The sequence below is a fragment of the Leptospira barantonii genome, from assembly GCF_002811925.1.
Taxonomy (GTDB): Bacteria; Spirochaetota; Leptospiria; order Leptospirales; family Leptospiraceae; genus Leptospira; species Leptospira barantonii.
The window spans coordinates 1-26,688 of sequence record NZ_NPDS01000007.1 but is presented as its reverse complement, the minus strand read 5'-3'; the positions used below and the strand labels follow the sequence as shown (position 1 = coordinate 26,688).

General features: G+C 43.8%; 23 protein-coding genes and 2 pseudogenes. 14 read left to right on the top strand and 11 right to left on the bottom strand.

Annotated elements, in window-relative coordinates; translation table 11 throughout:
• Window positions 1-8: 8 nt before the first annotated feature.
• From coaD to CH367_RS15140, 4 genes are all read right to left on the bottom strand, one after another.
• Window positions 9-491 carry a pantetheine-phosphate adenylyltransferase gene (coaD, locus tag CH367_RS15155; protein WP_100763355.1) on the bottom strand — a complete coding sequence of 161 codons (483 nt, stop codon included), beginning with the start codon at window positions 489-491 and terminating at the stop codon, window positions 9-11.
• Complete coding sequence (locus CH367_RS15150; RefSeq protein ID WP_100763354.1) at window positions 488-1,699, bottom strand: argininosuccinate synthase; 1,212 nt, start codon at window positions 1,697-1,699, stop codon at window positions 488-490. The genes coaD and CH367_RS15150 overlap by 4 nt, the downstream gene beginning before the upstream one ends.
• Window positions 1,700-1,774: 75 nt before the next feature.
• Complete coding sequence (locus CH367_RS15145) at window positions 1,775-3,181, bottom strand: DUF2779 domain-containing protein (RefSeq protein WP_208862008.1); 1,407 nt, start codon at window positions 3,179-3,181, stop codon at window positions 1,775-1,777.
• Between the two features lie 161 nt (window positions 3,182-3,342).
• Window positions 3,343-4,500 carry an ACP S-malonyltransferase gene (locus tag CH367_RS15140; RefSeq protein ID WP_100763352.1) on the bottom strand — a complete coding sequence of 386 codons (1,158 nt, stop codon included), beginning with the start codon at window positions 4,498-4,500 and terminating at the stop codon, window positions 3,343-3,345.
• A gap of 160 nt (window positions 4,501-4,660) precedes the next feature.
• On the opposite strand from CH367_RS15140, the gene CH367_RS15135 reads away from it, so the two are divergent.
• The 11 genes and pseudogenes from CH367_RS15135 to CH367_RS15085 all read left to right on the top strand — a co-directional run bounded on the left by CH367_RS15135 (window position 4,661) and on the right by CH367_RS15085 (window position 16,208).
• Window positions 4,661-5,758, top strand: a complete 1,098-nt coding sequence (locus tag CH367_RS15135) for an AraC family transcriptional regulator (RefSeq protein ID WP_100763351.1) — start codon at window positions 4,661-4,663, stop codon at window positions 5,756-5,758.
• A 42-nt stretch (window positions 5,759-5,800) separates the two neighbouring features.
• Window positions 5,801-7,708 (top strand): AMP-dependent synthetase/ligase, encoded by a 1,908-nt coding sequence (locus CH367_RS15130; RefSeq protein WP_100763350.1) that lies wholly within the window; start codon window positions 5,801-5,803, stop codon window positions 7,706-7,708.
• A gap of 255 nt (window positions 7,709-7,963) precedes the next feature.
• Window positions 7,964-8,893 (top strand): ABC transporter ATP-binding protein, encoded by a 930-nt coding sequence (locus CH367_RS15120; protein ID WP_100763348.1) that lies wholly within the window; start codon window positions 7,964-7,966, stop codon window positions 8,891-8,893.
• A gap of 5 nt (window positions 8,894-8,898) precedes the next feature.
• A complete protein-coding gene (locus CH367_RS15115; protein ID WP_100763347.1) occupies window positions 8,899-9,627 on the top strand; it encodes an ABC transporter permease in 729 nt (242 codons plus the stop codon).
• A pseudogene (locus CH367_RS15110) lies at window positions 9,624-11,192 on the top strand (hypothetical protein); the annotation flags it as partial. The gene CH367_RS15115 and the pseudogene CH367_RS15110, both read left to right, overlap by 4 nt.
• A 72-nt stretch (window positions 11,193-11,264) precedes the next feature.
• Window positions 11,265-11,660, top strand: a pseudogene (locus CH367_RS21175) (hypothetical protein); the annotation flags it as partial.
• A complete protein-coding gene (locus tag CH367_RS15105; RefSeq protein ID WP_100763345.1) occupies window positions 11,657-12,754 on the top strand; it encodes a hypothetical protein in 1,098 nt (365 codons plus the stop codon). The pseudogene CH367_RS21175 and the gene CH367_RS15105, both read left to right, overlap by 4 nt.
• Entirely contained in the window at window positions 12,751-13,368 is a 618-nt protein-coding gene (locus tag CH367_RS15100) for a hypothetical protein (protein ID WP_100763344.1), read from the top strand. The genes CH367_RS15105 and CH367_RS15100 overlap by 4 nt, the downstream gene beginning before the upstream one ends.
• On the top strand, window positions 13,365-14,762 hold the full coding sequence (locus CH367_RS15095; protein ID WP_100763343.1) for a UDP-N-acetylmuramate--L-alanine ligase: 1,398 nt from the start codon (window positions 13,365-13,367) through the stop codon (window positions 14,760-14,762). The genes CH367_RS15100 and CH367_RS15095 overlap by 4 nt, the downstream gene beginning before the upstream one ends.
• Window positions 14,759-15,784, top strand: a complete 1,026-nt coding sequence (gene pheS / locus CH367_RS15090) for a phenylalanine--tRNA ligase subunit alpha (RefSeq protein ID WP_100763342.1) — start codon at window positions 14,759-14,761, stop codon at window positions 15,782-15,784. The genes CH367_RS15095 and pheS overlap by 4 nt, the downstream gene beginning before the upstream one ends.
• A 1-nt stretch (window position 15,785) precedes the next feature.
• Entirely contained in the window at window positions 15,786-16,208 is a 423-nt protein-coding gene (locus CH367_RS15085; RefSeq protein WP_100763341.1) for an acyl-CoA thioesterase, read from the top strand.
• A 131-nt stretch (window positions 16,209-16,339) separates the two neighbouring features.
• On the opposite strand, the gene CH367_RS15080 is transcribed toward CH367_RS15085, so the two are convergent.
• Entirely contained in the window at window positions 16,340-18,274 is a 1,935-nt protein-coding gene (locus CH367_RS15080) for a gamma-glutamyltransferase family protein (protein WP_100763588.1), read from the bottom strand.
• Between the two features lie 180 nt (window positions 18,275-18,454).
• Here CH367_RS15080 and CH367_RS15075 point away from each other — a divergent pair, with 180 nt between their 5' ends.
• A complete protein-coding gene (locus tag CH367_RS15075) occupies window positions 18,455-19,009 on the top strand; it encodes an MORN repeat-containing protein (RefSeq protein ID WP_100763340.1) in 555 nt (184 codons plus the stop codon).
• Here CH367_RS15075 and CH367_RS15070 read toward each other — a convergent pair.
• The 6 genes from CH367_RS15070 to CH367_RS15045 form a co-directional block, all read right to left on the bottom strand.
• Window positions 19,006-19,443 (bottom strand): hypothetical protein, encoded by a 438-nt coding sequence (locus tag CH367_RS15070; protein ID WP_100763339.1) that lies wholly within the window; start codon window positions 19,441-19,443, stop codon window positions 19,006-19,008. The genes CH367_RS15075 and CH367_RS15070 overlap by 4 nt on opposite strands.
• A gap of 2 nt (window positions 19,444-19,445) precedes the next feature.
• Window positions 19,446-20,711 carry an acetyl-CoA acetyltransferase gene (locus CH367_RS15065; RefSeq protein ID WP_100763338.1) on the bottom strand — a complete coding sequence of 422 codons (1,266 nt, stop codon included), beginning with the start codon at window positions 20,709-20,711 and terminating at the stop codon, window positions 19,446-19,448.
• Window positions 20,712-20,731: 20 nt separating this feature from the next.
• Window positions 20,732-22,042 carry a 3-hydroxyacyl-CoA dehydrogenase family protein gene (locus tag CH367_RS15060; protein ID WP_100763337.1) on the bottom strand — a complete coding sequence of 437 codons (1,311 nt, stop codon included), beginning with the start codon at window positions 22,040-22,042 and terminating at the stop codon, window positions 20,732-20,734.
• Window positions 22,043-22,344: 302 nt separating this feature from the next.
• Entirely contained in the window at window positions 22,345-24,327 is a 1,983-nt protein-coding gene (locus CH367_RS15055; protein WP_100763336.1) for a M48 family metallopeptidase, read from the bottom strand.
• 132 nt (window positions 24,328-24,459) lie between these two features.
• The gene (locus CH367_RS15050; protein ID WP_100763335.1) at window positions 24,460-25,056 is read right to left on the bottom strand and encodes a DUF4269 domain-containing protein; all 597 of its coding nucleotides are present in this window, start codon (window positions 25,054-25,056) and stop codon (window positions 24,460-24,462) included.
• A 63-nt stretch (window positions 25,057-25,119) separates the two neighbouring features.
• Window positions 25,120-25,647 carry a helix-turn-helix transcriptional regulator gene (locus tag CH367_RS15045; protein WP_100763587.1) on the bottom strand — a complete coding sequence of 176 codons (528 nt, stop codon included), beginning with the start codon at window positions 25,645-25,647 and terminating at the stop codon, window positions 25,120-25,122.
• Between the two features lie 200 nt (window positions 25,648-25,847).
• Here CH367_RS15045 and CH367_RS15040 point away from each other — a divergent pair, with 200 nt between their 5' ends.
• Entirely contained in the window at window positions 25,848-26,378 is a 531-nt protein-coding gene (locus CH367_RS15040; RefSeq protein WP_100763586.1) for an ankyrin repeat domain-containing protein, read from the top strand.
• A partial coding sequence (locus CH367_RS15035) for a hypothetical protein (protein WP_100763334.1) occupies window positions 26,378-26,688 on the top strand: 311 nt, incomplete at its 3' end. The genes CH367_RS15040 and CH367_RS15035, both read left to right, overlap by 1 nt.

Below are 26,688 nucleotides of genomic sequence, written 5' to 3'. Positions count from 1 at the left end.
TTTTTCCTTTATTGAGAGAGTTTTTTAAGTAATGCTTTGCTGACGATCTCGGGAACCTGATTGCTCACGTCTCTTCCGTGTCTCGCGACTTCCTTTACGATCGTGGAAGATATGAATGAATATTCGCTTGATGACATGAGAAACACGGTTTCCACTTCGGGGGCTAATTTTTTATTCATTAGAGAAATTGCATATTCATAGTCGAAGTCGGTTACGGCGCGAAGTCCGCGGATGATGCTCTTTGCCCCCACTTTGGCGCAGTAGTCGACCGTAAGACCTTGAAACGTATCGATTTCAAGGCCCTTGATCCCTTTGGTGACTTCGCGAATAAATCCGAGTCTTTCTTCGACGGAGAACAACGTGGACTTATTCGAGTTTACCGCGATCGCGATGATCACCTTATCGAAAAGTCCGATCGATCTTTGAAGAATATCCAAATGTCCGTTTGTCAACGGATCAAAGGAACCCGGATAAATCGCTAAGTGTTTCATTTTTTACGAAGCCTAGCCGTTTCTTGTGCGGGTAATCCGTAGATATTGATGAATCCTTCCGCGTCTTTTTGATTGTACAATTCTTCTTTTTCGAAGGTCGCCATTTCCGGGTTGTAAAGTGAAACCGAGGACTTTCTTCCAACGACGGAGCAGGTTCCTTTATAGATTTTTACCTTTACGGTTCCCGTAACGTATCTTTGTGTTTCGGTGATGAACGCGCGAACCGCCTTCATTCTGGATGAGAACCAATGGCCGTTGTAGATGAGTTCCGCGAACTCGATGGACAATTTGTCTTTGTGATGTTGTGTATCGCGGTCGATCGTAATCGATTCCAAATCGCGGTGGGCTACGAACAACACGGTTCCGCCCGGGGTTTCGTAAACGCCTCTGGACTTGATTCCTACAAGACGGTTTTCCACGATGTCCACTCTTCCCACGCCGTGTTTGCCCGCGATCGTGTTGAGTGTATCCATCACTTCGAGAGGATTCATTTTTTTACCGTTTACGGCGACACAATCCCCTTCTTGGAAATCGAGTTCGAGATATTCGGGAGCGTCCGGAGCTTTTTCTGGAGAAGTCGTAAGGAGGAACATCTTCTCGTCCGGTTCTCTATAAGGATCTTCTAATATTCCACCTTCGTAAGATATATGCATTAGGTTGCGGTCCATGGAATACGGTTTTTCCGCAGTGACCGGAACGGGGATTCCTTTGGACTTCGCGTATTCGATCAGATCGGAACGACCGCCGAAATTCCAGATTCTCCAGGGAGCGATGATCGTTTTTTCGGGAGCCAAGGACTTAACACCGAGTTCGAAACGAACCTGATCGTTTCCTTTGCCGGTCGCACCGTGAGCGAACGCGTCAGCTCCTTCTTTTTCTGCGACTTCCACCATCGCCTTGGCGATCAAAGGTCTTGCTAAAGATGTACCGAGAAGATAACGCATTTCATAAAGAGCGTTTCCTTGAATCGCGGGGAAAATAAAATCACGCGCAAATTCCAAACGAAGATCTTGAATGTAAACTTTGGAAGCTCCGGTTTTGATTCCTTTTTCTTCCAGACCGGAAAGTTCTTCCTTTTGACCCACGTCCGCGGTAAAAGCGATTACTTCGCAACCGTATGTTTCTTTCAACCAGGTGAGAATTACGGACGTATCCAATCCACCGGAATAAGCCAGGACGATTTTTTTGACAGGTTTGCTTTGCGCCATTCTGAGAACACTGAAAATCGGTCCAGGTCTGTGGACAACCGGATTTTCCTTGTTCCGAAACGGGATTTTAGAAAGCTATAATGGCTTTTCGATCCATTCTTTGATTTTACGAAGAATGAGAACCATCGCATACGTATCGAGTTTGCAGTATTCGATAAGATTCTTTTCGATCTCGGATTTTTCGGACTCGCTCATAGGTTCGGTTTTGGCTCTGAGAAACTCGGAGTTGGCGATTTGACCCGATTGGATTTCGAGATTCTTATACGTTTGGCCGGTGATTACGGGAAGAATCGTTTTTAAGGACGTACTTCCTTTTTGATCGGGATGATAGTAGTCGTATTCCCAGAAAGGTTTTGCAAGATCCACAAAATCCTCCTGAATCGATTTGAGCCAACCTTTGAACTCCGGAAAGGCGGCGGCGGATTCTTCCAGACATCTTCTTTCGAACTTATCGTTAAAACAGAGAATCGATCCTCCGGGGAGAATCCATTCTTGCAGTTTTTCTAATATTCCTTTTCTGGGATCTACGATTCCATCCTCTATGTAATAAAAACTTTCGGGTTCTTTGAAAAGATCGTCCCGTACGACGTGAAGCGAAAACAAAAAAGGAACGTGTTGAAACGGAAAAGAATTTTGATATACCGGGATCGGAGGATTGATGGATTCGAAATCCAGAAAATACATCGGATATTCGAGTTTCCCGAAAAATTCGTTAAACACTTTTTGATTCGTGTGAGGAAGTCCGGTCCGCATCGTTTGAATCTGAATTTTTTGACGAGGAGTTAAATTTTCAATTTCTTGAATGTCTTTTAAATGGAGAATTCCCTGATCGTAGAGCCTGCCCGATTCTTCCTTACCTTCTCGAAGCGTAAAAATATCTCCGGGAACCTTCGGGGTTAAACAAACCTCCGGATAAGAACAATTTCTCGGATGAGAACAAAGACGGCTTACATAACGGGAGGGAAGATTCTTCCGTGAAAGAAGATCGTATAAGGAATATGCGGATTCTTTCGTTTCCTTGTCCTTAAGCGCGACTTCTTCCGTTACGTCCTTGCGAACGAAAAAGGATTCGATTTTGATTTCGCCTTGAAACGGAAATTTGGAATTCACGAAAATTAAAGTGCATTTGGAAACGGGAAAACCGGATTCTTCCGTTACGAATTTTTGAAATGCGATTTCCGTTATATGCTGTTTTTTGAATGAAGTCGAGGCTTTGAGAACCACGATCTCGAACGTTCCCGGCTTTTCTTCGTTGGGGAGAATGTATTCGGTTTTGATGGAGAATTTATCCGTTTCCAAACAAGCGGACCTTACACCCTTTCCTGAATTGAGTATTTTTCTCGTTTCCGATTCTGAATAACGCACGTTCTTTGAATCCGGATAAAAAGAATTGGAAAGATCTCTTAAACGAGATTTTTGTTTGGGGGAAATGTATTGGTGTTCGTAAGGATCGAAGTCGGAACGACGTTGATATGTGTTCAACCAGAGATGGTATTCGCAGTGAAGACCGGTCGTGTAATCCGCTTTTGTGAGTTTGGGAATTTCTCCCTCGGGTCGTTTGAGGGAAAAGAGCGTCGAAACCCATTCCGGAAGAAATTTCCGAAATGGGTAAATCGTTTTTAGAATCGAGAATCCTCGGTTTTTCAGGCCAATAGAACCTTGATATCCTTAGGGCTGGAAACCGCGTAGATTTTATTCTCGGAAGTTCCCATGTTCGCTTGAGTCAGTTTTTGGCTCACAACGCTCGGCCCGAAGTCGATACCGGTAACGTTCGCTCCAGTAACGAAAGGTTTCACAGCCTTATCCCAGTAGAGAGTTTTGATTAACATCTCTCTAAAAAGAGGAAGACCGATCCCGTCGTCGGATTGCATGTTTCTTCCGTCGAAGATCGAGTAAACCGGAACCTTTAGATCGGAACCTTTAAAATCGAAACCGATTCTTTCCATATCGAGAGGAACAGTTTTGTTCGTATCTTCCATGTGTGGAGAATGGAAAGGTGCAGTCGTTCTGAGATAAACGAACTTCACTTTCTTTTCATCCATCTCCGCTTTGAATTTTTTACGAAGTTCAAGAAGAGATTCAGGGCTTCCCGAAACGATGTTAGAATCCGGAGTGTTAAAAAGACTTACGTAGATCGCTTTGTTTCCACTCAAACCGAGGGCATCGTTGGTTTGTTTTACTCTGTCTTCGAGTTCTTTCTGAGAATAACCGATCACGGCAACCATTGGAGAAGGTTGTTTGTCTCCTACTTCTTCGTTCGCCTTGAGTAATGCTTCGGAAGGATTGTATGGTCCCACGAGTTCTTGTGCTCTGTATCCGATATACAATACGAACTTTAAGAATTTAACGTAAGCCGCGTAGAAATCGGCGCCGTCTTTCCCGAGAGCGATTAACGCGGAAGAGATGACTCCTTGGCTATGTCCGGTAACTCCGATCGAGTTGGAGATCAATTCCGAAACCGGAAATCCTTTGTTTGTGAATGCGACGTAGTTTCCGATCTGTGCGAGAAAGATTCCCACGATGGAAACGGGAGCGCTACAGAGATAATTTTCATCGGGAGCGGTATCCGGGCTTTTTACCCAGCTTTCGAAATCGTATCCGCCGGAGATGATGTTTTTATCGAGTTTGGGAACTTCCTCGGCGATGGCTTTGAAAGAAATATCGAAGAATTCTTTGAGAGAAGGTTCGGATTCATAAAGTTTGGAGAGTTCTTTCAAGAACGGAGATCCTTGTCCTCCGAATTGCAGGAAGAGTTTTCCCCCGCTGGTCTTGACTTGATTCAGAAAATTTGCGATTGCCATGAACTTTTGTTTTCCTTAGGTGTTTAAGGATGGATCGCGTTTCATAGTTGGTTCCGCAATTCTTTTTTGAGGGTTGGAGTTCCCGAGTCTTCGAATTGACATAAAAAAGATACTATTGGCAGACTTAAACGGAACTCTACTCTAAAGAATCGGAAACCCAATGTGGATTGAATTATACGGATATTCGAGCGCTCTTTGTTCCGCGTTGATCGGAATCATGTTGGGATCCAATCGGAAAAAATCTCCCACGTTTAAGATCGGGGCCTTTTTGTTTTTGGCGATTTCCATCTGGCTCGCGCAACTTCATCTTTTCACATCCGGAAAGTTATTCGAGTTTCCCGAACTCGTTTTTTGGCATATCCCGTTTGCGATCGCGACCGGGCCCTTGTTTTATCTGTTTATCCAATCCATATTCAAAACGGAATATCTCTGGAATCGGGTTCAATGGTTTCACGTTCTTCTTGTTGTCGTATTCACGATTTTATTTTTACCCGTGGGTCTTCTTTCGACCGAACAAAAGATCGAACTTTTTAAAAAGAATCCCGAAGCGGTTTCACCTTGGTTTAGAAACTATATTCTATTTTTCTTAAATATGAGTTATGTGATTCCGGGGATCTACATCGCTTTTTCGTTTCGGTTTCTTTTTAACGCGAGAATTCTTTTCAACGCGGGTCAGGAAAAATCGCTTTCCGTTTTTTATCTCATACTCGGTTGGTTCGGCGTTTCGAAGCTCGTGACATTTACCGGATTTCTTTGGGGAGAATTTCATTTTTTAAAGACGTTAGGCGCGCTCGGTTTTTCGACCGGGGTTTTTTTGATCTTCGTACTTCTTTCCCGTTATCCCGACTTTTTGGAGTTGTTGAGAAGGGGAATCCGCGAAATCCGAAGAAAACAAAGTAGAATCAATTCCGATCTCAAAGACGAAACCGTGAAAAAAATCCGTCGTCTTTTCGAAGAGGAAAAGATTTATCTGAACGAGGAACTTTCTTTGAAGTCGCTCGGAAATCAACTTTCTCTTCGGCCGGATCAATTGTCGCAGGTGGTCAACGATTCTTACGGAATGAACTTCAACCGATTTTTAAACTACTATAGAATCCGCGAGGCGATCCGCATTCTCGAAAAAGATCCGGACGCCAAAATCATTCACGTCGCGATGAGTTGCGGTTTTAACAGTAAGAGTTCGTTCAACGAATCCTTTCGAAGAGAAACGGGAACGACCCCCACCGAATATCTCCGAAAAAAGAGTATGGAATCATGAATCCCGTCGACCCGAACCTTTTTACGGGTTATCGTTGGGGTCATGTCCAATGCAAACTTTAAGAACTATAAAAATTTAGCTCAGTTATTTCGAGATTCCGTTCAGAAAAACCAAAACGAAAAATCCTTTTTAACGAAGAATTCAAAAGGTGTTTTCGACGGACCCACCTATCAAGAGTTATACGACGACGCCCTTTCTCTTGCGTCCTATTTGATCGAAAAGTGTGGTTTAAAACCTCAGGAAAACGTGGCGATCATTGCGGACAATCGTTTGGAATGGATTCAAACCGATCTTGCGGTTTTGTTTTCAGGAGCCGCGGACGTTCCGAGAGGAAGCGACGCGACCATACAGGATATGGAATACATTCTTTCCCACGCGGACTGTAGGATCGTTTTTATCGAAAATCCGAACGTATTCAAAAAATTGAATTCGATTCGGGAAAAGCTGACCGGTTTGGAATATCTGATCCTCATGGACGGAAATCCCGAAATCTTCAAAGAAGGAAAGGTTCTTAATTTCAGAAAGGTTTTGGAAGAAGGAAGAACCTTATCGAAGGAAATGGTTCTATCCAGAATGGACCGCATCGAACCGAACGATTTGTTGACTCTCATTTATACGTCGGGAACGACCGGGAATCCGAAGGGAGTGATGCTGACGCAAGGAAATATTCTATCACAGATTCGGAATATACCTTTGGGACTTCAAAAAGAGGATCGGATTCTTTCCATTCTTCCCGTTTGGCATATCTTCGAAAGAATTTTCGAAATCGTATCGTTTACGTTCGGTTGTAAGACTTATTACACGAATATCCGTTCCTTAAAGGAGGATATGCAGATCGTTAAGCCGACATTTATGGCTTCCGCACCGAGACTTTGGGAAAGTATTTTCCAGGGAATTCAAACCAAACTTCAAGGAATGAAGGGGATTTCTAAAATTCTTTTTCAGGGTGCGCTCAAAACGAATCGAATCCGTTATCGTCATCTTGCGGTTTTGAAAAACCGGGAGTTAAAACTCCATCCCGAGTTTTGGCCCGTAAGTATATTCAAAAAATTGATTTCGTTTATCATTCTTACCTGGATCGTGTTGCCCGCGAAACTTTTGGACTTGATCGTATTAAAAAAAGTGAGAATGGCGACCGGAGGAAATCTAAAGGCGAGTGTTTCGGGGGGCGGCGCGCTTCCTCTTCACGTGGACGAACTTTTTAACGCGATCGGAATTCCCGTTCTCGAAGGTTACGGTTTAACCGAAACGAGTCCGATTCTGTCTATGAGAACCCCCGAACAATTGATCGTGGGAACGGTCGGAAAGATATTTCCCGAAACTCAGGTTCGTATCGTGGACGTCGCGACCGGAAAAAACATTTATCCGAGCGCCAAGCCGTTCGGCAAAAAAGGGGAACTGATCGTAAGAGGTCCCCAAGTGATGAAGGGTTATTACAAAAACGCCGAAGCGACCGAAAAGGTTTTGCAGGACGGATGGTTTAAGACCGGAGATCTTGCGGTGCTCACGGCAAATTCTTATTTGAAAATCGTGGGAAGAATCAAGGAGACAATCGTACTTTCCAACGGAGAAAACTTGGAACCGGTACCGATCGAAGCGAAACTTCAGGAATCTCCTTTGATCGAAGCTTGTATGGTGGTCGGTCAGGATAAAAAATTTCCGGGCGTTCTCGTAGTGCCGAATCTGGAAAATCTAAAGGCGTACGGTTCCGATTTGAAAACGATCAGTTCGAATCCGGAAGTCAAAGCGTTGATTCGTTCCGAAATTTCAAAGATGATCAGCGATCAGAACGGGTTTAAATCCTTCGAAAGAATCGGAGGTTTTAGTCTTCTGGATCGTCAGTGGGAAAAAGGGGAAGAACTTACCGCAAAACTTTCCCTCAAACGCTTTTTGATCGCCGAAAAATATTCCAAAGAAATCGAACAGATCTACGGTTCTTCTCAAAATTAAGTTTTCGCTCTTCGCTATCCGAATCCATTTTTCGGTAGAGGCACTTTTTTGGACGCGTCCTTCCACGGGGCGCGTTTTTTTTGCTTCCTTGAAACGCCTACGTTAACGGTTCTTCGGAAAAGGGTTGACCCGATCCCGTAAAATTTTTTCCATTTTGTCTTGAATCCTACGTTCGAGTAGAATTCGAAAATCCACCGTGTCGGACTTCCAAGTAACTTAGAAACAACGAACGTCCCGATAACAGTTTTAACAAAGATGATCAAAGTCAAAAATCTATCCAAATTCTATGGCAAGAAACTCGCTATAGACCGTCTGAATTTTGAGTTGGGAGAAGGCGAGATCGTGGGGCTTCTCGGTTTGAACGGAGCCGGAAAAACGACCACGATTCGAATTCTTACGGGATATCTAATCGCGTCCGACGGAATCTGCGAGATCGACGGAATCAACACTTTCGAAAATGCGATCGAAGTAAAAAAGAAGATCGGTTATCTTCCCGAAACTCCTCCATTATATCCCGAACTTTCGGTGGAGGACTATCTCAAGTTCGCCGCAAGAATCAAACAAGTTTCCGCCGAATCGATCGACTCGGAAATTTCGAGAGTTTGCGAAAGAACGTTTCTTTCCGACGTTCGCAAGAGCAATATCGAAACTCTTTCCTTGGGATTTCGCAAACGAGTAGGGATCGCGCAGGCTCTTCTTGGAAATCCGAGAATCATCATTCTCGACGAACCGGTTTCGGGACTCGATCCGAAACAAATCGTAGAGATCAGAAATCTCATCCATTCTTTGAGAGAAGGACATACGATTCTTTTATCGAGTCATATTCTTCCCGAAGTTTATAAAACCTGCAACCGCTTCCTATTCTTACATAAGGGAAGAATGGTGTATCAAAGAGATAGAAAACAACTCGAAGAGGAAATGGAAAAACTTTCCGGTTTGGAAGTCACTCTTTCGGGAGCCGATGCCGAGTCGGGTAAAAAATATCTTTCCTCTTTTCCGGGAGTTGATGCGAACAAGATCCAACGCATCGGAGAAGATTCGAGAGGAAATACCTTTCTTGTTTCCACTTCGACAGAAAGGGAATTTAAGGAAAAACTTTTCGCATCCGCTTCTTCTTCTCCGCGTTTGGAATACATTCGCAAACAGGAAGTAACCTTAGAACAGATCTTTATGAATCAGGTTTAGAAACTATGTTTCAAAATATTAAATGGATTTTTTTCAAAGAAGTCAAAGTGTTCTTCGGAACCTTTATGGCCCCTTTGGTTTTCGGCGGAACCGCCTTCTTGAATTCTCTCTTCGTGTTGATTCTGAATTTTAACTCGGGCACGAACTATGTGGATACGACCGTGATCACGTTTCTTTCCTTCATGTCCACGATCATCATCGCGATGTTGATCCTTGCGATGGGAAGTATCACGGAAGAAAGAAACCGCGGAACTCTGGAGTTCTTGTTTACGGCTCCGATTACGGATTTGGAAATCGTCGCGGGTAAGTTCGCGTTTGGAACGCTGATCTGTTTGTTGATTTCTGTTTTCGTAAACGGATTGTTTCCGATCTTCTTATATTCTTTTTGGAAGGCCCCGCTTTACATCGTCGTTTCGGGAACGATCGGAGTTTTTTTACTGGGAATTTTTTCCTTCGCGATCGGACTTTTCGGAAGTAGTCTCGGTAAGAATCAGATGACTTCTCTTTTGATTTCGATCGTGATCGTTTTAACCCTTTGGGTTTCGGGATATTTTTCGTATCTGTTCGATTCGGTTACGAGAAAGATTCTCTATCACCTTCATATCTTTTCGCACTTCATCGCGTTTTGTAAAGGAGTTCTGCCTTTGAACGGAATCGTTTTCTTTGTGAGTGGATCGATATTCTTTCTTTATCTCACCGTGAAAGTTTTGGAATCTAGGAGATGGAGAGGATGAAAGAATCCGTTTTGTTGAGAATTTTTCCCTGGGTTTCGCTCGCTTCCCTGTTTTTATATTTTCCGGTTCGAGACAGCATTCAATTGCCCGCAAATCGCTGGCTCTGGATGGGTTTCGTATTAACGGTTTTGATTCTCGAACCAGCGTACCGTTGGTTTCAAAAAAAGAATATTAAAGAAGAATGGAATTCTTATATAGCCGCTGGATTGGGTCTTGTTTCGTTCGGGATCTATCATCTTCGCGTATTCCTGGAAGAACTCGCGCTTAAGTCCGGTTCGACCGGATCCGGCAACGAAAGAATCCGCGAAATCCTTTTGGTGTTTCTCGTTTTATCCGTGTTCGGATTTTTGATTCTTACTCTTTTGAAGGAGTTAGGAAAGGATTCGGCCGGAGCGCAGAGTGTTTTGAAAACGTCCAAACAGGCGCTCGTACGTTATTTTATTCTGAATCTCGCGATCGTATTCGTGGCGCTCGTGATTGTAAATTACGTTTCCGTAATGCGAAATCACAACTTCGATCTGAGTTCGAAAGGGCAGTATTCGTTCAGCGCTTCCGGAACCAAAATTCTCAAAAGTGTGAACAAAGAAGTGGAAGTGATCGCTTTTTATCCAAGACCTCTGGAGAATTCTTCCTCGAGTGATAAGGCGAATTCTTTTTCCTTACGGAGAATCCGTCCCGATCTTGAAATTTACTTGGATCAACTCAAATCCTTGAGTCCTCAGTTTAAGGTTCGTTTTATCAACGCGGACGTGGAACTGGACGATCTCGCGGAGCTTGGTCAGGTATCGAATGGGATCATTCTTCTTAGAACCAAAAAACCTTTGGCCGAAGACGGAAAACAATACGCGGAACAAAGACTTGCAATCCGCGAAAAAACAGACTTGGAAGATTTGGAACGTAAGCTCATTCAAGCGGTTGTAAATATCACAACCGAAGAAAAGAACGTTTACTTCACGCAATCCAACGGAGAAAGATTTTCGCCGATCTTCCAGAATCTTCCGAACGAAAAAGTGGGAATTCTTTCCAACTCGTTGAGCTTTTTAAACTTCAAAGTGAAAGGGCTCGGAATCGCGGAAGGTTGGCCGGGAAGAATTCCCGAAGACACGGACGTATTGATGATCACCGGACCGACGGTCGCGTTTTCCAAAGAAGCGCAGAACGCGATCCTCGATTTTATCGAAAAGAAAAAGGGAAAAGTTTTCATTACGGTCGATCCGAAGGGAACCGAAAACTTTCAATGGCTTTTGGAAAAATCCGGTTATGAATTTTCAAAAGGACCTCTTTCACAAATTCAAGGACAAGCGGGAATGGTTCTCGCAAAGTCTTTTAGAAAACATCCGATCGAAGAAACTCTGACTCGCAAAGATATGGGTTCCATGTTTCCGTTCGCGGGATTTTTCGTTCCGTTGTCCGCGCTCGGACCGGGCGGAAAAAATTTAGAAGCTTTTACTTTGATGGAATCCGGCGGAGATTCTATATTAGATAAGAATAATAATGGAAAACAGGACGCGGGCGAGGAAAAGAGAAACGTAATCTTAGGAATGATTTTGAAAACGGTTCCGAAGTTTCAAAACGCCCAAAACACGTCTTCCGAAAACAAAAAAGAATCTCCGATCAACCTCGGAACTTCAGATTCAAACGCACAAAACGATTCCAATCCTTTATCGGTTCCGGGAACAAAAACGGAGAACGGCGATTCTCAAAACGTGGATGCAAATTCGCAAAGCCCAAGCGTAAACTCGAAAGAAGAAGGAAGGGTCGTGATCTTTTCGGGAACATCCTGGATCACCGATCAGTTTATTTCTTACGGAGCGAATTACGAACTCGCGACTTCGGCGATCACTTGGATGTATCAGGATCTTTCCTTGTCTTCGATTCAGCCTAAAAAGGAAGAAGTCAACACGGTATCGTTGACCGACGTTCAAAAAAGATCCGTTTGGATTTTGGGAATGTTTATTTTTCCCGGTTTGATCGCCTTGATTTCCTCGGCGGTTCTGATCCAAAAACGAAGAAGGGAAGGAGAAGAATCTTGAAACGAATTCTTCTTTTAGCGATTGCGTTAGTCGCTCTTGTAGGCATCTTTTTCTTTTTGGATGAAAGGAAAGAGGATCAAACCGAAATTTCCGTTTGGGAAATCGATATAGACGAAATCGAATATCAGCCGCCGAAAGAAGCCTGGAACGGGGACGACACTTCCGCGTTTTATCGCTCGCCGATCTTTCTCAAGAAACAAAAAGGAATCAGCGAAAGCGGAAATTTCCTTACCGTCGAATCGAAGGATTTGGAAACCGGAGAAGCAGTGATCTTTGAAGGCGGTTACAATGTGGACAATATCTTTCGCGAACTTTCCGTTCTCAAATCGAAAGGTGTGGAACCGATCGTGGACGGAAAGATTTCCACCTCACTCCAGTTAAACGAAAATTCTCCCCGAATCCTTTTAAAAAACTCGGGGAAACTACTGAAAGAAATCCGCATCGGAAAAAAGAAACCTTCGGATTCTACGAGAATCGTAAGCGTGGATCAAGATATTCTTGTGATGCAGGGAAATACTGCGGAACGTTTTACGAGAGGCATCGGAGAATTCAGACAAAAACAACTCGTCAATCTTAAGGACGAATTCGCGGCGGAAACGATCTGGGAAGAAGAGGGAAGAACGCTTCGTCTAGACAATCATCCGTATAAAGAGAATACCGTTCGTAAAAATTTCTGGAGAAGACTTTCCGGAAAGCTCATCGTTTTGGAACAACATCTTGGAGATTCTTGGAACAACCAAGTCGTGGGGCAACTCGCCGAATTATATCCCGATGATCCGAACGGTGCGGGTTATGCGGTCGCAAAAAATTTGATTGCGGTTCCGGCGGACGCTTCTTTAAAAATCAAAATCTCAAACGGAGATTGGATCACGTTGCGTTATTATCCGAAGACCAATATCAATTCCGTGGAATACAGACCTGCGGTTCGCATCGTAAACGGAAAATTTTCCGAACCCCCTTTTTATATCCGTGAAGATAGTTTCTTGCGGTTAAAAGAAATCGCGGGGAATTTGGACAAAGCGGAACAAAGAAGGGAACCTTTAAATCCAAACCAGATTCCTAAGAATCAGAATTCCGTTCTCCCCAAAAAATGATCGTAGATAAAGAACAAGATTTCTCCGGAACAAGAACCGGACTTCTGCAAAAAGTTTTTCAATCGCCCGAAACCGCTTTTGATCTTTATCAAAAGACGGACGGGTTCGGTTACTCGGAAATTATAAGAACCCATTTTCTACTTTGGCTTCTCGCGCCGGCCGCGAAGATCGTTTCCAATTTTATCTTTTCTATTCTTTCTTTTGTTCGTTACGACGAGGGAGAATGGAGTTTGTTCTCCGGAGTCGTGTTTTCCTTCGTGATTTATCCGGCTGTGTTGTTTTTGGTCGCACAGTTCGACGTCTTTCGGATTTTTATGAAAAAGGCCGATCGAACCAAAGGGGAAACTCTTCCGCCAGCGAATATCCTTTTGGTTTCGTTTATTCCGTTCAGCGCGTCTTCCGTATTTTGGATTTTACCTTCTCCTTTGCAGGCGGTTTTTATCGCGATTTCGTTTTTTCTTTCCTGCGCTCTTTCCGTTCGGAGTTTGAAAAAAATTCTCGGATGGAATGAGAAGGAAGTTCTAATGTTCTTTCTGTCCGGTTCCGCGTATCTTTTGACCGGAGTTTTATTTTTAACAGTGATCTATAATATATTTAGGACCATTCTCAATTGAAGATTTTTTTGATCGGAATCGGCGGCATAGCTATGGGTAATCTCGCCCATATGCTTCAGAAAAGCGGACACGAGGTTTCCGGTTCCGACGCCGGAGTTTATCCTCCGATGTCCGATAAATTAAAAGAATGGAATATTCCATATTTTGAAGGTTTTAAAGCCGAGAACATCAAAGGCCAGGATCTGATCATCGTAGGAAACGCGATCTCCCGAGGAAATCCCGAAGTCGAAGAGATGCTCAACTCCGGGATGGATTATCTTTCCATGCCCGCCGCGATCAGCGAATTTTTTCTCAAGGGAAAAAAGGTGATCGTAGTCGCGGGAACTCACGGAAAGACCACGACTACATTCTTAATTCATCATATACTCAAAGAAAACGGAGTTGAACCCGGTTTGTTTGTCGGTGGAATTCGCAAGGACGGTTTTCCCGGATTCGAACTCGGGAACGGTTCTTATTTCGTCATCGAAGGCGACGAATACGACACCGCGTTTTTCGATAAGTCCTCCAAGTTTTTACATTATAGACCCACCTACGCGGTGTTAAACGCTTTGGACTTCGACCACGCCGATATTTTTCCGGACATCGCCGCGATCGAAACCATGTTCAAACGTTTGATCAATTTGGTTCCCGGGAACGGTAAGATCTTTTTCTGGAACGGTTCGGGTTCTTTGAAAAAACTCGTGCAACACGTTAAGTTCACCAAAACCGAAGGTTTTGAATGGAACCGTAAGGATTCTTCCCTTACTTGGAAAAAACACGAGCTCGTATGGGACGATCAAAAACTGAATCCGTCTCTTTTCGGAGATCATAACTACAGAAACATCGAGGTTGCGATTCGTGTTTGTTCCGAGATTTTAAAGGAAAAAAATCCGAGTGGTTATAAACAGGGGATCGCAAAGGCGATCGATTCGTTTCCGGGCGTTAAAAGAAGACAGGATATTCTTTTCCAATCTCAGACCGCTCTTGTGATGGAGGACTTTGCTCATCATCCGGTTGCGGTTCACGAGACGATTCACGCGGTCAAAAAAAGATTTCACGGTTATAAGATCATTTCCCTTTTCGAACCGAGAAGCGCGACCTCGCATCGTAACGTTTTTCAAAAGGAATATTCGTATTCTTTTCTCGGTTCCGATCTGACCATTCTGACCGAAATTCATAACCTGAAAAAAGTCTCCAAAGACGTTCGCCTGGACGTCAAAAAACTCGTTCAGAAACTTCTTAAGAATTCCAAAACGATTCCGGTCTATGCAAAGGATCCGGCGGAGTTGCTTGCAAAACTTGAGAAAATGATTCCCCAATTTACGGGACAGAAAATTCTGATCTTAGCCATGTCCAACGGTTCCTTCGGCGGTATTTATCCGGGGTTGGTCGAATTGGCTCGGAAACACGTATGAACTTATCTCAGGAACTCGATTCCATTTATCAAGAAGCGATCCAAAAAATCGGAGCATCCGTTTCCGAAGAGGATTTAGATAAGAATAAGAACGATTTTATCGGTAAAAAAGGAAAGCTGACGGCGGTTCTTAAGAACGTCGCTTCTCTTTCTATCGAGGAAAAAAAGACCGTTGGTCAAAAGGCCAACGAACTTTCCAAAAAGCTCGAGACTTTCGTAGCCGAAACCAAAACCTCTCTGAAGAAAAAACTTTTTGAAACTCAGGCGGCTTCCGAATTTTTCGATGCGCTCAGACCTCTTCCCGGAGTTTCCAACGGAAGTTTACATCCGATCACTCAGATCCAATACGAGATCGAGGATATCTTCGCGTCCATGGGCTTCAGCGTTATGGACGGGCCGGAAATCGAAACAGATACGAACAACTTCGGCGCCTTGAACTTTACGGAAGATCATCCCGCGAGAGAAATGCAGGATACGTTTTATCTTGAAAACGGAAATCTTTTAAGAACTCATACATCCGCGATCCAAGTAAGAACATTAAGAAAATTGAAACCTCCGTTTCGCATCATCGCACCCGGAAGAGTTTTTCGTTACGAGGAAGTCGACGCTTCCCACGAACATACGTTTTATCAGATCGAAGGGATGGTCGTCGGTAAGAATATTTCCGCGGCAAACCTGATCGACACAATGCAAGTGTTGTTATCCAGAATTTTCGAAAAGGAAATCAAAACCAGACTTCGTCCCGGATATTTTCCTTTCGTCGAGCCGGGTTTCGAATTGGATATCAACTGTCTTGTCTGTGAAGGAAAGGGTTGTCCAGTTTGTAAACATTCCGGATGGTTGGAGCTTCTTCCTTGCGGTTTGATCCATCCGAACGTTCTTTCCCACGCTGGACTCGATCCGAAAGAATGGACCGGCTTCGCGTTCGGTCTCGGTTTGGATCGTCTTGTTATGATGAGATACGGAATTCACGATATTCGTTATTTCCAATCCGGCAATTTGAGATTCTTAAAACAATTCTAATATGATTTCCACTCCGATTCAGACCCGATGGATGGATATGGACCCGTTCGCTCACGTGAGCAATTCCGTTTTCGTTTCTTATCTCGAAATCGGAAGAGTGGATTATTGCAAACGTCGTTTTAACGTGAAGGAAGTTTTCGAAGTTCCGTTTATTCTCGCGAGAATCGAAATCGATCTTAAAAAATCCATCGAGATTCATCACGTCGTCGAAGTGCAAACGAGCGTAACTCGGATCGGCAACAGCTCTTGGGATTTTCAATCCAAGATTTTAGAATCCAATACGAAGGAAGTTTTTGCGGTCGCGAGAACGGTTCAAGTCACGTTTGATCATAAAACGAAGGCGAGCGTTCCGATTCCTCCCAAGGTTCGCGCGGTGTTGGAAGAGGATCTTAAGATTTTCCAAAGACAAAGCAAAGAAGGCTGAAAGGGCGGTCAAAATCTTTTTGTAAATCCGTTTTGTGGGAACTACTTCATGATTTTTTTGTAAAACAAAGAATGTAGGAACTACTACTTTTACAAAAATCTCCTACAAAGCCCGTTCCTCCTAAGATGCGCTCAACGTCCTTCCGCCCAGGATTCTTTCCGTGGATCGGCTCCACCGTAGAGTTTTCCGTTTTTAGGATCTTTGAAAGAAATACAGGGCGCTCCGAAGTCGTATTCCCAAACATCTCGACCGATTACGTCGTAACCTAATTCTTTCAACGCCTTGCCGCTTCGATCATAGATATCCTTTTCCAGTTCGATTCTCCCTGGATAATAAGCGTGCGGAGAAAAAGAATCCGACCAGTTCAACGAACGGAATCGAGGCGCGTTGACCGCTTCCTGCGGGTTCATACCGAACACGATCATATTCAAAAAAACTTGTATAGTCGCCTGGGTCTGCATGTCTCCGCCCGGCGTTCCGAGGCTCATCAGAAATTTTCCGTTTTTATAGACCATGGACGCGTTAGGCGTAATGGTAGGACGTTTTCCCGGAACAAGAGCGGAAGGATGATCCGGATCGAGTCTGAATTGAGTCATACGAATCCCGAGTGTGATGTCTCCTTCGATCATAGGGGATTGAGGAAAATCGCTCGGCGTGAGTGATAGAGAATTTCCTTGCGGATCGATGATGCTGAGATAAGTCGTATCTCTTCCTACTTTGCCGTTTTTTTCCCAGAAAGAAGGTTCTCGATTGTCGCTTATCGCGAGCGCGTTCTTGTTTGGTTTCGAGTTTATCAAAGACGTCTTTGTATTTCTCGTTTCTATTTTGTGACGGATCGCCGCTGTGGAACTCGTTCCGTTCGGATTTCCGTGAGCCGGAGTTTTTCCGAACGCGCGCGGTTGTAAGAGTTTTCTTCGTTCCGCGGCATAGGACTTGCTTAAAAGTCCTTCGATCGGAACGGATACAAAAGAAGGATCTCCGAAGAATTTTTCGCGATCCGCCATCGTAAGTTCTATCGCTTGAATCACCGTATGAACATACTGAGGAGAATTGTGTCCTAAAGACTTTAGATCGATTCCATCCAAAATCTGAAGTACGATCGGAACGACCGCACCTTGATTCCAAGTTTGATTCGCGAAGATCGTATAATCCCCGTATTCTCCTTGAAGAGGTTTTTCCCATTCGCCTTCGTAAGCGGACAAATCTTTTTGTGTGAATGTCCCGTCGTGTTCTTCGTGCGCTTTTAGAATTTTTTGTGCGATCGGTCCTTCATAAAAAAATTTTCTCAAAGCGTCTAAGGATTTGTTTCGATCCGCGCCGGAACGTTTCGCTTGTGATTCGGCGTTTGCAAGTTCTCGAAGAGTTTGACCTAAGAATGGACGTTTGAAAATTTCCTTGTGATACAACGGTTTCCACCAACGATTTTCCAAATAGACCTCGGAGTTATACGGAAGAAGAAACGTGAACCCCATTCTTTTGAAGACGTTCATGTTCAGATTTCGCATTAATATCCGATGGACCGGAAAACCTTCCTCTGCGATTCGAATCGCGGGTGCGCTGACTTCCTCGAAACTCATCGTTCCGTATTTTTTCAATAGTGCGACGATGACGTCAGGCGATGCCGGAACGAGTTGGGAAGAATATTTCAAAGTCGGAATATACTTATGACCTCGGGATCGAAAGTAGTCGATCGTGGCTTTGCTCGGAGCCTTTCCCGCGCCGATATAACTTTCCACTTTCTGGGTCTTTGCATCGTGATAAAGCAAAGGTGCGACTCCCGGAAACGAAGCTTCTTCCCCTTGTGTGACGTTTAACACGAGTAAGGCGGCGATTCCCGCGTCGGCGGCGTTTCCCCCACGTTCTAAAATATCGATCGCGACTTTTGTGGCGAACGGATGTCCCGTTGCAACCATGATTTTGGAACCTTCGGCCACAGGACGATCCTCGTGGTAAGGATCATAAAATTCTAATATTTCTTTGGGTCTGGAAAAGGCGAAGTATAAGACGTAGAGTAACGCGGCTCCGATGCCGACGCTAAGGGCGAAGTTTTTTAGAATCCGATTCATCCGTATTCTCCCTTTGAATTTTTCGTTGTGCGGTTCTTGCCGAAGTCGCTTTCCCGATTTACGCAAGTAAATTTCGGTCAAAGTATAATTCTTCCGACAAATGAATCCAGTGAAAAAATGGGATGGAAAAGAAAGACGAATGAACGCCTAATGTATGAGTTCCTACATTTTACGGTTCCAATGTTTAAAATTAAAATATTCATTCTAATTTGTTTTATTGTTTTCTCCATTCTTTCCCAAGCCCAATCAGTAAGGGGTTGCTTATCCGGAAATTGTCGGAATGGAAAAGGTATTTTCATCGATTCATTCGGAAACGAATTCAAAGGAATTTTTAAAAACGAAAAACTAGAAGGATATGCGGAAGTTAAATTCAAAAACCACGGAACGTTTTCGGGAGTTTATAAAAATTCTTCCATAAAAGGTAAGGGTCAATGGACCGATCCTGAAACCGGAAACGTCGTATATGGTACCTGGGTTGAAGACGGGGATTGCAACGAGAATGGATGCAAAACCTGGGCGAGGTTTATCCCGGATTCCGACGATGTGGAATGTATCTTTCGGGGAAACTTTCGAGAAAACCGAAAAGTGGGAAAGGGCGGTTATACTTGTATAAACGGAGAAAGTTTTGAAGGAATCTACTCGAACGATTTAGCGAATGGATACGGAAAATTAAAATATTCCGATGGAACCGTTTTCGAGGGAGAATTTAAAAACGGTCGCCCGGTTTCAAATTAAATTTCTTCGTCGGTCGTATAAGCCAAGATCAAGGAAGAAATCAACGTCAGTAAAAACTGAGAGAAAACCCAAAGCCAAACGATCATACTCGGAAGAACATTGATGAAGTTGAGAATGGAAATTGCCGGACCGACATAGGCCGCGAGGGAAAAACAAATCGCAACGATCAAACCGCCTACGATTCCAGTCGGAAGAGAATCTTTTGCGAGGCGAATCAGAATTCCTAAAAAGAAAACCTGAATGAGATCGGCGACGATCGGCCCCACCCAAAGGATCATTCCAACGGATTGAAAAAATCCTTTATAGGTAGGGTCGTAGTAAAAACGGGAAAAGAGCAGACTGCGAAGCGGTACGGAGATCACTTCCCAAAAACCGAAAGCGATAAACAATCTTAATAGAAATTGATTCCAATCTTTCGCAGTCCTTAAACTCATTCTTATTTTCCTACGATGAAAACCACGTTAGTCGTTGCGGACCCGCCGATATTCAGCATCAGTCCGTTCTTAGCGCCTTCTACTTGGTAGTTGCCCGCAGTTCCGGTAACTTGTTTGTAGAGGTCGAGCATCATTCTCACGCCGGAAGCACCAACCGGGTGTCCCACTCCGATAAGTCCGCCGGATGGGTTAATCGGTTTTTTACCGTTGATGTCGATCACGCCGTCTTCGATCGCTTCGTGTTCCTTTCCGGGTTGGGTGATTCCAAAAGCGGAAATCGCCGCATACTCGGAAGAAGTGAAACAGTCGTGAGTTTCAAAAACGTCGATGTCTTTTACTCCGAGTTCCGCTCTGTCGTAAGCGTCTTTTACGGTTTGTCTGGTCCAAGGGAGAATGTATTTGTCTCCTTTAGATTCGGCAACCTTCGCGTCGAAAGTGATCGGAGCCACTCTGTGTCCCCAACCTTTCAGTCTTGGGATGGAAGTGATCTTCTTTCCTCTTTTTTTCGCGTATTCTTCTGTATAAGATTTATTCGCGAGAACGACCATTGCCGCACCGTCGGTTACTTGAGAACAATCGGTGATACAAAGTCTTCCACCCACGGCCATATTGTATTCTCCGCCGCGCGCGTCTGCGTGTTCTTTGTTCATGAACCAAGAACGAGTTTGCGCTTTCGGATTTCTCTTCGCGTTGTCGTAGTTGATTCTGGAAATTTCGGCAAGAGCTCCCATGAATCTTTGTTCCGGAAGTTTGTATCTTTCCAGAATTACGTCCGCGAGTTTTCCGAAAAGTTTAGGGAAAGGAAATTGAACTCCCTTCGCTTCTTTTTCGTAATAAGCCGCAGTTCCTAAAAAGTCTCCACCTACGGAAGAACTTACTGTTTTCATGATCTCGATTCCGAGAACGATGGCAACGTCGTAGTCTTTCGCACGGATTTTTGTAGCCGCCGCGTCGAGCGCGATCGAACCGGAAGCACAAGCGGCTTCAAAACGACCGCCAGGAATTCCGTAGAACGCAGGATCGACTTCGGTTAAGAATGCGCCCAAGTGACCTTGAGTTGCATACTGTTCCGCATCGAAGTTTCCTACGAAAATTCCGATTCTATTTTGTTTGTTCAGTTTTTTGATTTCATCGGGAGTAATTCCGACGGAAGCGAGTCCGTCTTGAACGGCTTCGCGCATCAAGGACATGAAGGTCTTTCCTTCTTTGGTCCAGTTTCTTTGAAAATCGGTTTGTTCCCCGCCGAGGACGTAAATTTTATCGCTCATGGTGATCCTGCCTCCGTAAATTATCCTTTGAAAAGTGAACGAGCGTCAAGCTTTTCCTTCAGCTCGTAAAACGGCTTCCCTGGTTTCGCTTTTGCTAATACTTCAGGAACCGGAAGTTTTGCTTTTTCGATCAGTTGAATCGCATCCTTAGGTCCGCCTAAGAAATCGACGAATGCGGAAGCGGGAGCCCAGTTGAATCCTGTTCCCATCGCGAGATCCGCCATTTCTTTTGTGTCTACGACTTCGCCCACGATCGAAAGAGAGTAACTAACGTATCTTGCGATGAAGTATCTCGCGAGGTCCGCTTCGAAACCTTTTGCTTCTTTTACGATGTTCATTGCGCCTATGTAGTCCGCTTCTGAAATTCTTCTGTTCGCCTGACGAATAAAATCGATGTCGAATTTTGGAACCGGCTCGTAGAGATCGGCGCCTATATTATAGACTAATTTTTCTTTCTTACCGTCCGGAGTTTTGGACATCTTGTAGAGTCCGCCTCCCGCTTTTCTTCCAAGATCGCCTTTATCGATCAGCTTTTGGAAGTAACCCGGCATTTTAAACGTGGAATGAGCCGCGTCTTTTGTCATCTCGTAGAGGTTATCCACGATCGCTTTGTGAACGTCGAGACCTACGAAATCCGCAGTATCCAGAGGAGCCATTGCTCTTCCCGTATAACCGCTCATGATCGCATCCATAAGAGCGATCCCGCCTTTATCAGAATACTTTTCAGCAATCTGAGCGACTTCGTTGATGAGCTGAAATCCGATTCTGTTTCCGGCAAACGCGGGAGTATCGTTTGTATAAACGACCGCGCGGCCTAAAACTTGATCCAGATATGTGCCGAGTTGTTTAAGAACTTTCTTATCCGATCCTTTGTGTGAAACGAGTTCGCAAAGAATCATTTTGTAAGGAGGGTTAAAGAAGTGAGTTCCGAAATAATGCTTTTGTCCGTCCTCATCGAATGCTTTCGAAAGTCTTTCGATGGAAAGACCGGAAGAAACCGTTGAAACGATGGTTCCAGGTCTTCTTGAACTTGCGATTCTTTTGTTGATCGGTTCTTTTACTTCGTAGCTTTCCGCAACGAGTTCGAAAACCCAATCGGATTCCGCTACCGCTTTTTCCAAATCCGCGTCATACGAACCCGGAATCAGTCTTGGACGAATCGTATCGGTCTTAACTGAACCGATCGCTTTCTCGATACCTTCTTTCGCTTTGCTTATGTCCCGTGCAAGCATGTGGACTTTTGCTTTTCCGAACGAGGCAACGATTGCCGCTGAACCGGCGCCCATAGTACCGTTCGCGCCTAATACTGTAACTGTTTTTATCTCTCTCATGAAACTATACCAATTCTTGGATTTTCAATGGAATAGAACCTGTTTAAAACAGCTAGGTGAGGAGGAAAGGTTTTTTTCACGCGAAACGGGGATAGAATTGTTCTAAAACAGAACGAATGTTCTGCTTAAAATGGTTAAAAACGTAGAACGAACCGATCAGAACGACTGGAAAATGGCCATAGTAACATTCTAAAGCTTTCTAAAAGAATTTATCTATCAGGGAAGAATCATTTTGAGAAGTCGAAAAGAGGAACAAACCGCCGAAGAATTTCGGCGGCGCGACTAAGAAAGAATCGTATCGATCACTGAAGAATGATCTGATCCACTTTATTCTTTCTGTATTTAACGAATGCATTTCCGTTTAAAGAATATCCTAAATAAGGACCGTTCTTCTGAAACTGTTTACCGAAAACTTTTTCAGCGGAACCGCGATCCGCTCCGATAGGAACTCCTTTGTCTATGCCCGGACTGTTGTTTCCGTAAGCGTTGACTTGAAGAACGGAACCGATGCTGAGTAAGAATGAAGTTTCCTTCTTCGTATAAATGTAAAACTCGCTTCCGGAAGATTTATCGACTTGGATCTTATCCGGTTTTCCCCAAAGTTTGAGTAAGTCTTCGAGTTTATCACCCGGACCAACCCCTCCCACTTTAAAGAAGTTTTGTTTCGTATTTTGAGAAGGATCGGGTAAAGTAACTCCGTGTAAATCCGCAAGATATTTCGCCCAACCGGAGGTTGAATCGTAATTCTCCAGATAATACGTCGCGAGCTGTTTTGTTTTCGGAGTTTTTTCCTTATAAGATTCGAGAAGAACGTAATTTAAAATCGGTGTGAAGTTTTCGTAAACGTAGTCCGGATCCAATTGCGTTTTCTGACGAATCGAATTGCCGATTCCCTGAAGATACGCTTGGATGTCCGCGTTCGATTTCGCTTTTTCACCGAAGGATTGAACTCGTTTATCGACCATCGTAGCGACGGATTTAAAGACTTCGAGTGCCTTCTCCTGATCGTCCGTCCAATACAAAACCACTCCGAAGTTGTTTGCGAGTGGAATCGAATTTTCAGCTCTTACCGTATTTCCCGCCAAGGATTTCGCGACGTTCATATCGTTTTCTTCGGTGGAGTAAGAAAGAAGAACCGCGTAGTTCGAAATGAAATAAGGATCTTCGGTCTTAACGATTACTTTTTGATACGCTTCTTTTGCTTTTGAATACGCGGCTTGATTTCCCGGAATCGCCCGCATAACGGCTCTTTTGCGAAGTCCGCCCGGAAACACCATCGAATCCCGGAAAGAAGGCATGTCGATCACCGGTTTGATTTTAAGATCGTCGTTGCTCGCGGTAGCCATCCAAATCTTATGAAGACAAACCGCATAAGATTTTTCTAAATGAGTGTTTCCGGGAAATTTGGAAAGAGCTCGTTCAAGATTCGATTTCGCTTGATCCAAATTCTTACCAAACTGAACGTCATCGTAGGTTTTTTCCAAGGTCGCAAGCAAAGAATAAAGTTCCTGTTTGTCTCCGCTGAATCTGGAAAGACGATCGTTCGGAGAAGGATGACTCGTAAAATACAAAGAAGTCATGGATTCCGGGCTGACCTTATCCAATTTTTTGCTTACGATATATTCTTTGTACTGATTGTCGATGTCGCTCATCAACTCCAGAGTGCGGATCATATATTCTCCGCCGTAACCCGCTTTGTTGAGAAGTTGAAATCCGGTTTGATCCGCATCCACTTCCTGTTCCTGAGAGAATTTAAGATTATCTAATACCGCTTCTCCGGTAGGATTGTCCTTCAATTGATAGAATTTTTTTACCGAGTTAAACGTATGTTTGTTGTAGTAATGAGAAAGCTCGTGGGATAAAACTCCCGCGATATATCTTTCTCTATAGAAGTTCATTCTATCTTTTGCATCAGCTTCCGAATTCGTGATCACTTGATCCAAGATGTCCAAGGTTCCTGAGTTGATACAAAACTGACCGCCCGCCATCGCGAACGCGTTAAACGAATTGTCCTGAATCAAATTGTAAACGATCGGAAAGGAAGGATTGCCGGAGGAATCGGCGAGTTTTCGAAAAGCCGTATCGATCGGTTTTTTCCAACTGTTATGATCTTTCAGAACTTTTCTCGATTTGAGAATCGCCCCGTATTGATAAGCGCTTTGCCGAACGATTTGCGCGTAAAGTTCCGCGTCAAAATTGATTGTATTATTCTTTTGAGCTCCGACCGAAAAACAGAACGTCAGCAATGCAACGAAAAAGAAAACGGATTTTAAGGATCTTTGCATAATTCTTGCAACCTTTAGAAATTATTTATCGATTGGAAAAACAAGATCGTTTAAAAAATTCGATTGTCAAGCTGGATTCGGCTTTCCCGTTAATACGAAAATCCGCCCCGTAGAACGCTTCTTAACTGCCGATTATTTATCCGAATTTGAAAAGAACTCGGACGAAAAAACGAAATTTCTCAAGTCTTGATCGGAAAAAAGACGCATATCGTATAATGCGTGATAGGGGCTTTCTTGAATTCCAAGGAGATGCGCGAACGCAGGTTCAGTTTTCCATCCTTCGTTTTTCAAAACGCGAATTCTATTCTTAAAATTTTCTCCAGCGATGCAAAGAATCTTATGTTCGACTTGAAGATGGACGAATCCCATCTGCTCGACGATCGGAAGATTCTGTCCGAAAACTTCATAAGAAAATTCTTTTGTTTGAAAACGCGCTAAAACGGACGGAATCCCTTGATGTTGACCTTCTTTCAGTTCGAAATTTAAAAAATCGGAAAAGGCGGATTCTAAAACGGAGGAGAATTCTTCGGGTGTTTTAAAACAACAAAGAATATCCGCGTCGCTTGCAGGATGATCGATGTCCAAAGGAATCGTTCCCGCAAGAACAGGATCGAATTTTGAAATTCTCTCCAAAATTTTATGTTCGGAAAGATCGCGGTGAAGACGTTTTTGTTTTGGATTTCCATTCTCCAGGAAATCGGAGGATAAAAAATAAGTTTCAAAATCCATAATATGAATTTTTGATCCGCGTTAGACGGTTTTGCGAGAGGTTCAGTCGTAAATCGAACCGAATCACTCTTCTTCCGGTAAAAGAGGAGATATAAAATACGCGATGAATTCGAGTTTTCCGGTTGTTCCTGATTTTTGATAGATCGAAAAAGTTTGGTTTTCGATGGTCTTTAAACTTTTTCCCCGAATAGCGGCGATTTGGTGATTGGACATCCCTCGAAGAAGTAGTAGGGCGATTTCTTTTTCCTTATCGGAAAGATCCCATTCTTCCAATTGTCTTTGAAGAGATTCCCAGAAGGATTGATCGGTATGAACCAAAAGTTGATTTTTATTTTTGAGTCCTTCGATCGCGACCTTTGCGGATTCTATGTCCGCTTGTGTATGTCTGATTTCCTGGAATAAAAAGTAAATTCCAACGATGGATAAAAAACCGAACGCGGCTTCGATCGTTGTGAAGTAGGCTTGGGATCTTTCGATCCAGTTGATGTCGAACGCGAACGTTAGGATCTCTTCTAGAATCCAGAGAAAAATTAGAAAAACATAAATCGAAAAAAAGTAGAATCGTTTTTCTTGGGGAAACCAGAGTCTCATTTTTACCTTCTCGGAAGAATCCAATGAAAATTAGAAATTCTTCCCTTTCCGAGTCAAGTCGTATAAGGACCTCCGAGAATTCTTAGGTAAAAACCACTAATCTTAAAAACGTTTCTGAGTAATTTCCGCAATTGCAGGGAACACCTATTGCGACGAATTTCAAAATCGATACACTGATCGGGCATTTGAGGAAGAATTCCATGAAACTTTCATTTTTTGTTTTCGGAAAATATGGAAAAAACTTTTTTCATAAAATTATCGAAACGACGATCGCCCTGGTTTTCGTTTCGAGCCTATTCTTTACGGGCTGTATTTTTCCCCAGGAAAGATACGCTTCTTATCCCGGTCCGAGTCCGACCGACTACGTTTATAAAGGTGATCTGCAAGGTTTGGAAAATTCTCTTCGATCCGGTCAGGGTATCAATCAAAGAGATTCTTTTTTTAGAAATTACACTCCTCTAATGGTCGCCGCACGCGAAGGAGAATATCTGATCGCGGAATATCTCATACAACAAGGAGCGGATGTTAACGCGAGAACCAGAGACGGACATACCGCTTTGATGATGGCGGCTTTCAATCGTTATCCCGAAATCGTAAAACTTCTCATCCGTTCCGGTGCGGATCTGCACGCGACTACGACTCAAGGACATACGGCCTGGTCCGAAGCCACATTAGAAGATTCTAAAAGAGTACAAGAAATTCTACTCCAAGCGGGGGCCGGTAAAAGATAATGAAACGAATTCGATATTTTTTACCGGGAATTCTCGTTTTGTTTTTCGAATCCTGTACGATCGACACTTCCGGTTGTGAAAAGAATTGCGACAATCAATTGTCCACTTGTCTTCTCGTCGCAGTCAATACGGGAACGGCGAATCAATCGATTGCGATTCCTTTTGTTTGTTATCAGATTTGTGAAAACTGCAAGGACAATTGCAGAGTAAGAACCTCTTCGGGAAGCTCGGGCGGACCGAGTGCAAGAACCGGAGGCGGTAGCGGAGGAAGAAGTGGTGGAGGTGGCGGACACAGCAGTGGGGGCGGGGG

Coding starts and splice junctions, on each gene's coding strand:
- CH367_RS15040 (WP_100763586.1), top strand. CDS start 25,848: ATGAAACTTTCATTTTTTGTTTTCGGAAAATATGGAAAAAACTTTTTT.
- CH367_RS15130 (WP_100763350.1), top strand. CDS start 5,801: ATGTCCAATGCAAACTTTAAGAACTATAAAAATTTAGCTCAGTTATTT.
- CH367_RS15050 (WP_100763335.1), bottom strand. CDS start 25,056: ATGGATTTTGAAACTTATTTTTTATCCTCCGATTTCCTGGAGAATGGA.
- CH367_RS15045 (WP_100763587.1), bottom strand. CDS start 25,647: ATGAGACTCTGGTTTCCCCAAGAAAAACGATTCTACTTTTTTTCGATT.
- CH367_RS15135 (WP_100763351.1), top strand. CDS start 4,661: ATGTGGATTGAATTATACGGATATTCGAGCGCTCTTTGTTCCGCGTTG.
- CH367_RS15060 (WP_100763337.1), bottom strand. CDS start 22,042: ATGAGAGAGATAAAAACAGTTACAGTATTAGGCGCGAACGGTACTATG.
- CH367_RS15140 (WP_100763352.1), bottom strand. CDS start 4,500: ATGGCAATCGCAAATTTTCTGAATCAAGTCAAGACCAGCGGGGGAAAA.
- CH367_RS15120 (WP_100763348.1), top strand. CDS start 7,964: ATGATCAAAGTCAAAAATCTATCCAAATTCTATGGCAAGAAACTCGCT.
- pheS (WP_100763342.1), top strand. CDS start 14,759: ATGAACTTATCTCAGGAACTCGATTCCATTTATCAAGAAGCGATCCAA.
- CH367_RS15070 (WP_100763339.1), bottom strand. CDS start 19,443: ATGAGTTTAAGGACTGCGAAAGATTGGAATCAATTTCTATTAAGATTG.
- CH367_RS15080 (WP_100763588.1), bottom strand. CDS start 18,274: ATGAATCGGATTCTAAAAAACTTCGCCCTTAGCGTCGGCATCGGAGCC.
- CH367_RS15100 (WP_100763344.1), top strand. CDS start 12,751: ATGATCGTAGATAAAGAACAAGATTTCTCCGGAACAAGAACCGGACTT.
- CH367_RS15085 (WP_100763341.1), top strand. CDS start 15,786: ATGATTTCCACTCCGATTCAGACCCGATGGATGGATATGGACCCGTTC.
- coaD (WP_100763355.1), bottom strand. CDS start 491: ATGAAACACTTAGCGATTTATCCGGGTTCCTTTGATCCGTTGACAAAC.
- CH367_RS15075 (WP_100763340.1), top strand. CDS start 18,455: ATGTTTAAAATTAAAATATTCATTCTAATTTGTTTTATTGTTTTCTCC.
- CH367_RS15065 (WP_100763338.1), bottom strand. CDS start 20,711: ATGAGCGATAAAATTTACGTCCTCGGCGGGGAACAAACCGATTTTCAA.
- CH367_RS15115 (WP_100763347.1), top strand. CDS start 8,899: ATGTTTCAAAATATTAAATGGATTTTTTTCAAAGAAGTCAAAGTGTTC.
- CH367_RS15055 (WP_100763336.1), bottom strand. CDS start 24,327: ATGCAAAGATCCTTAAAATCCGTTTTCTTTTTCGTTGCATTGCTGACG.
- CH367_RS15150 (WP_100763354.1), bottom strand. CDS start 1,699: ATGGCGCAAAGCAAACCTGTCAAAAAAATCGTCCTGGCTTATTCCGGT.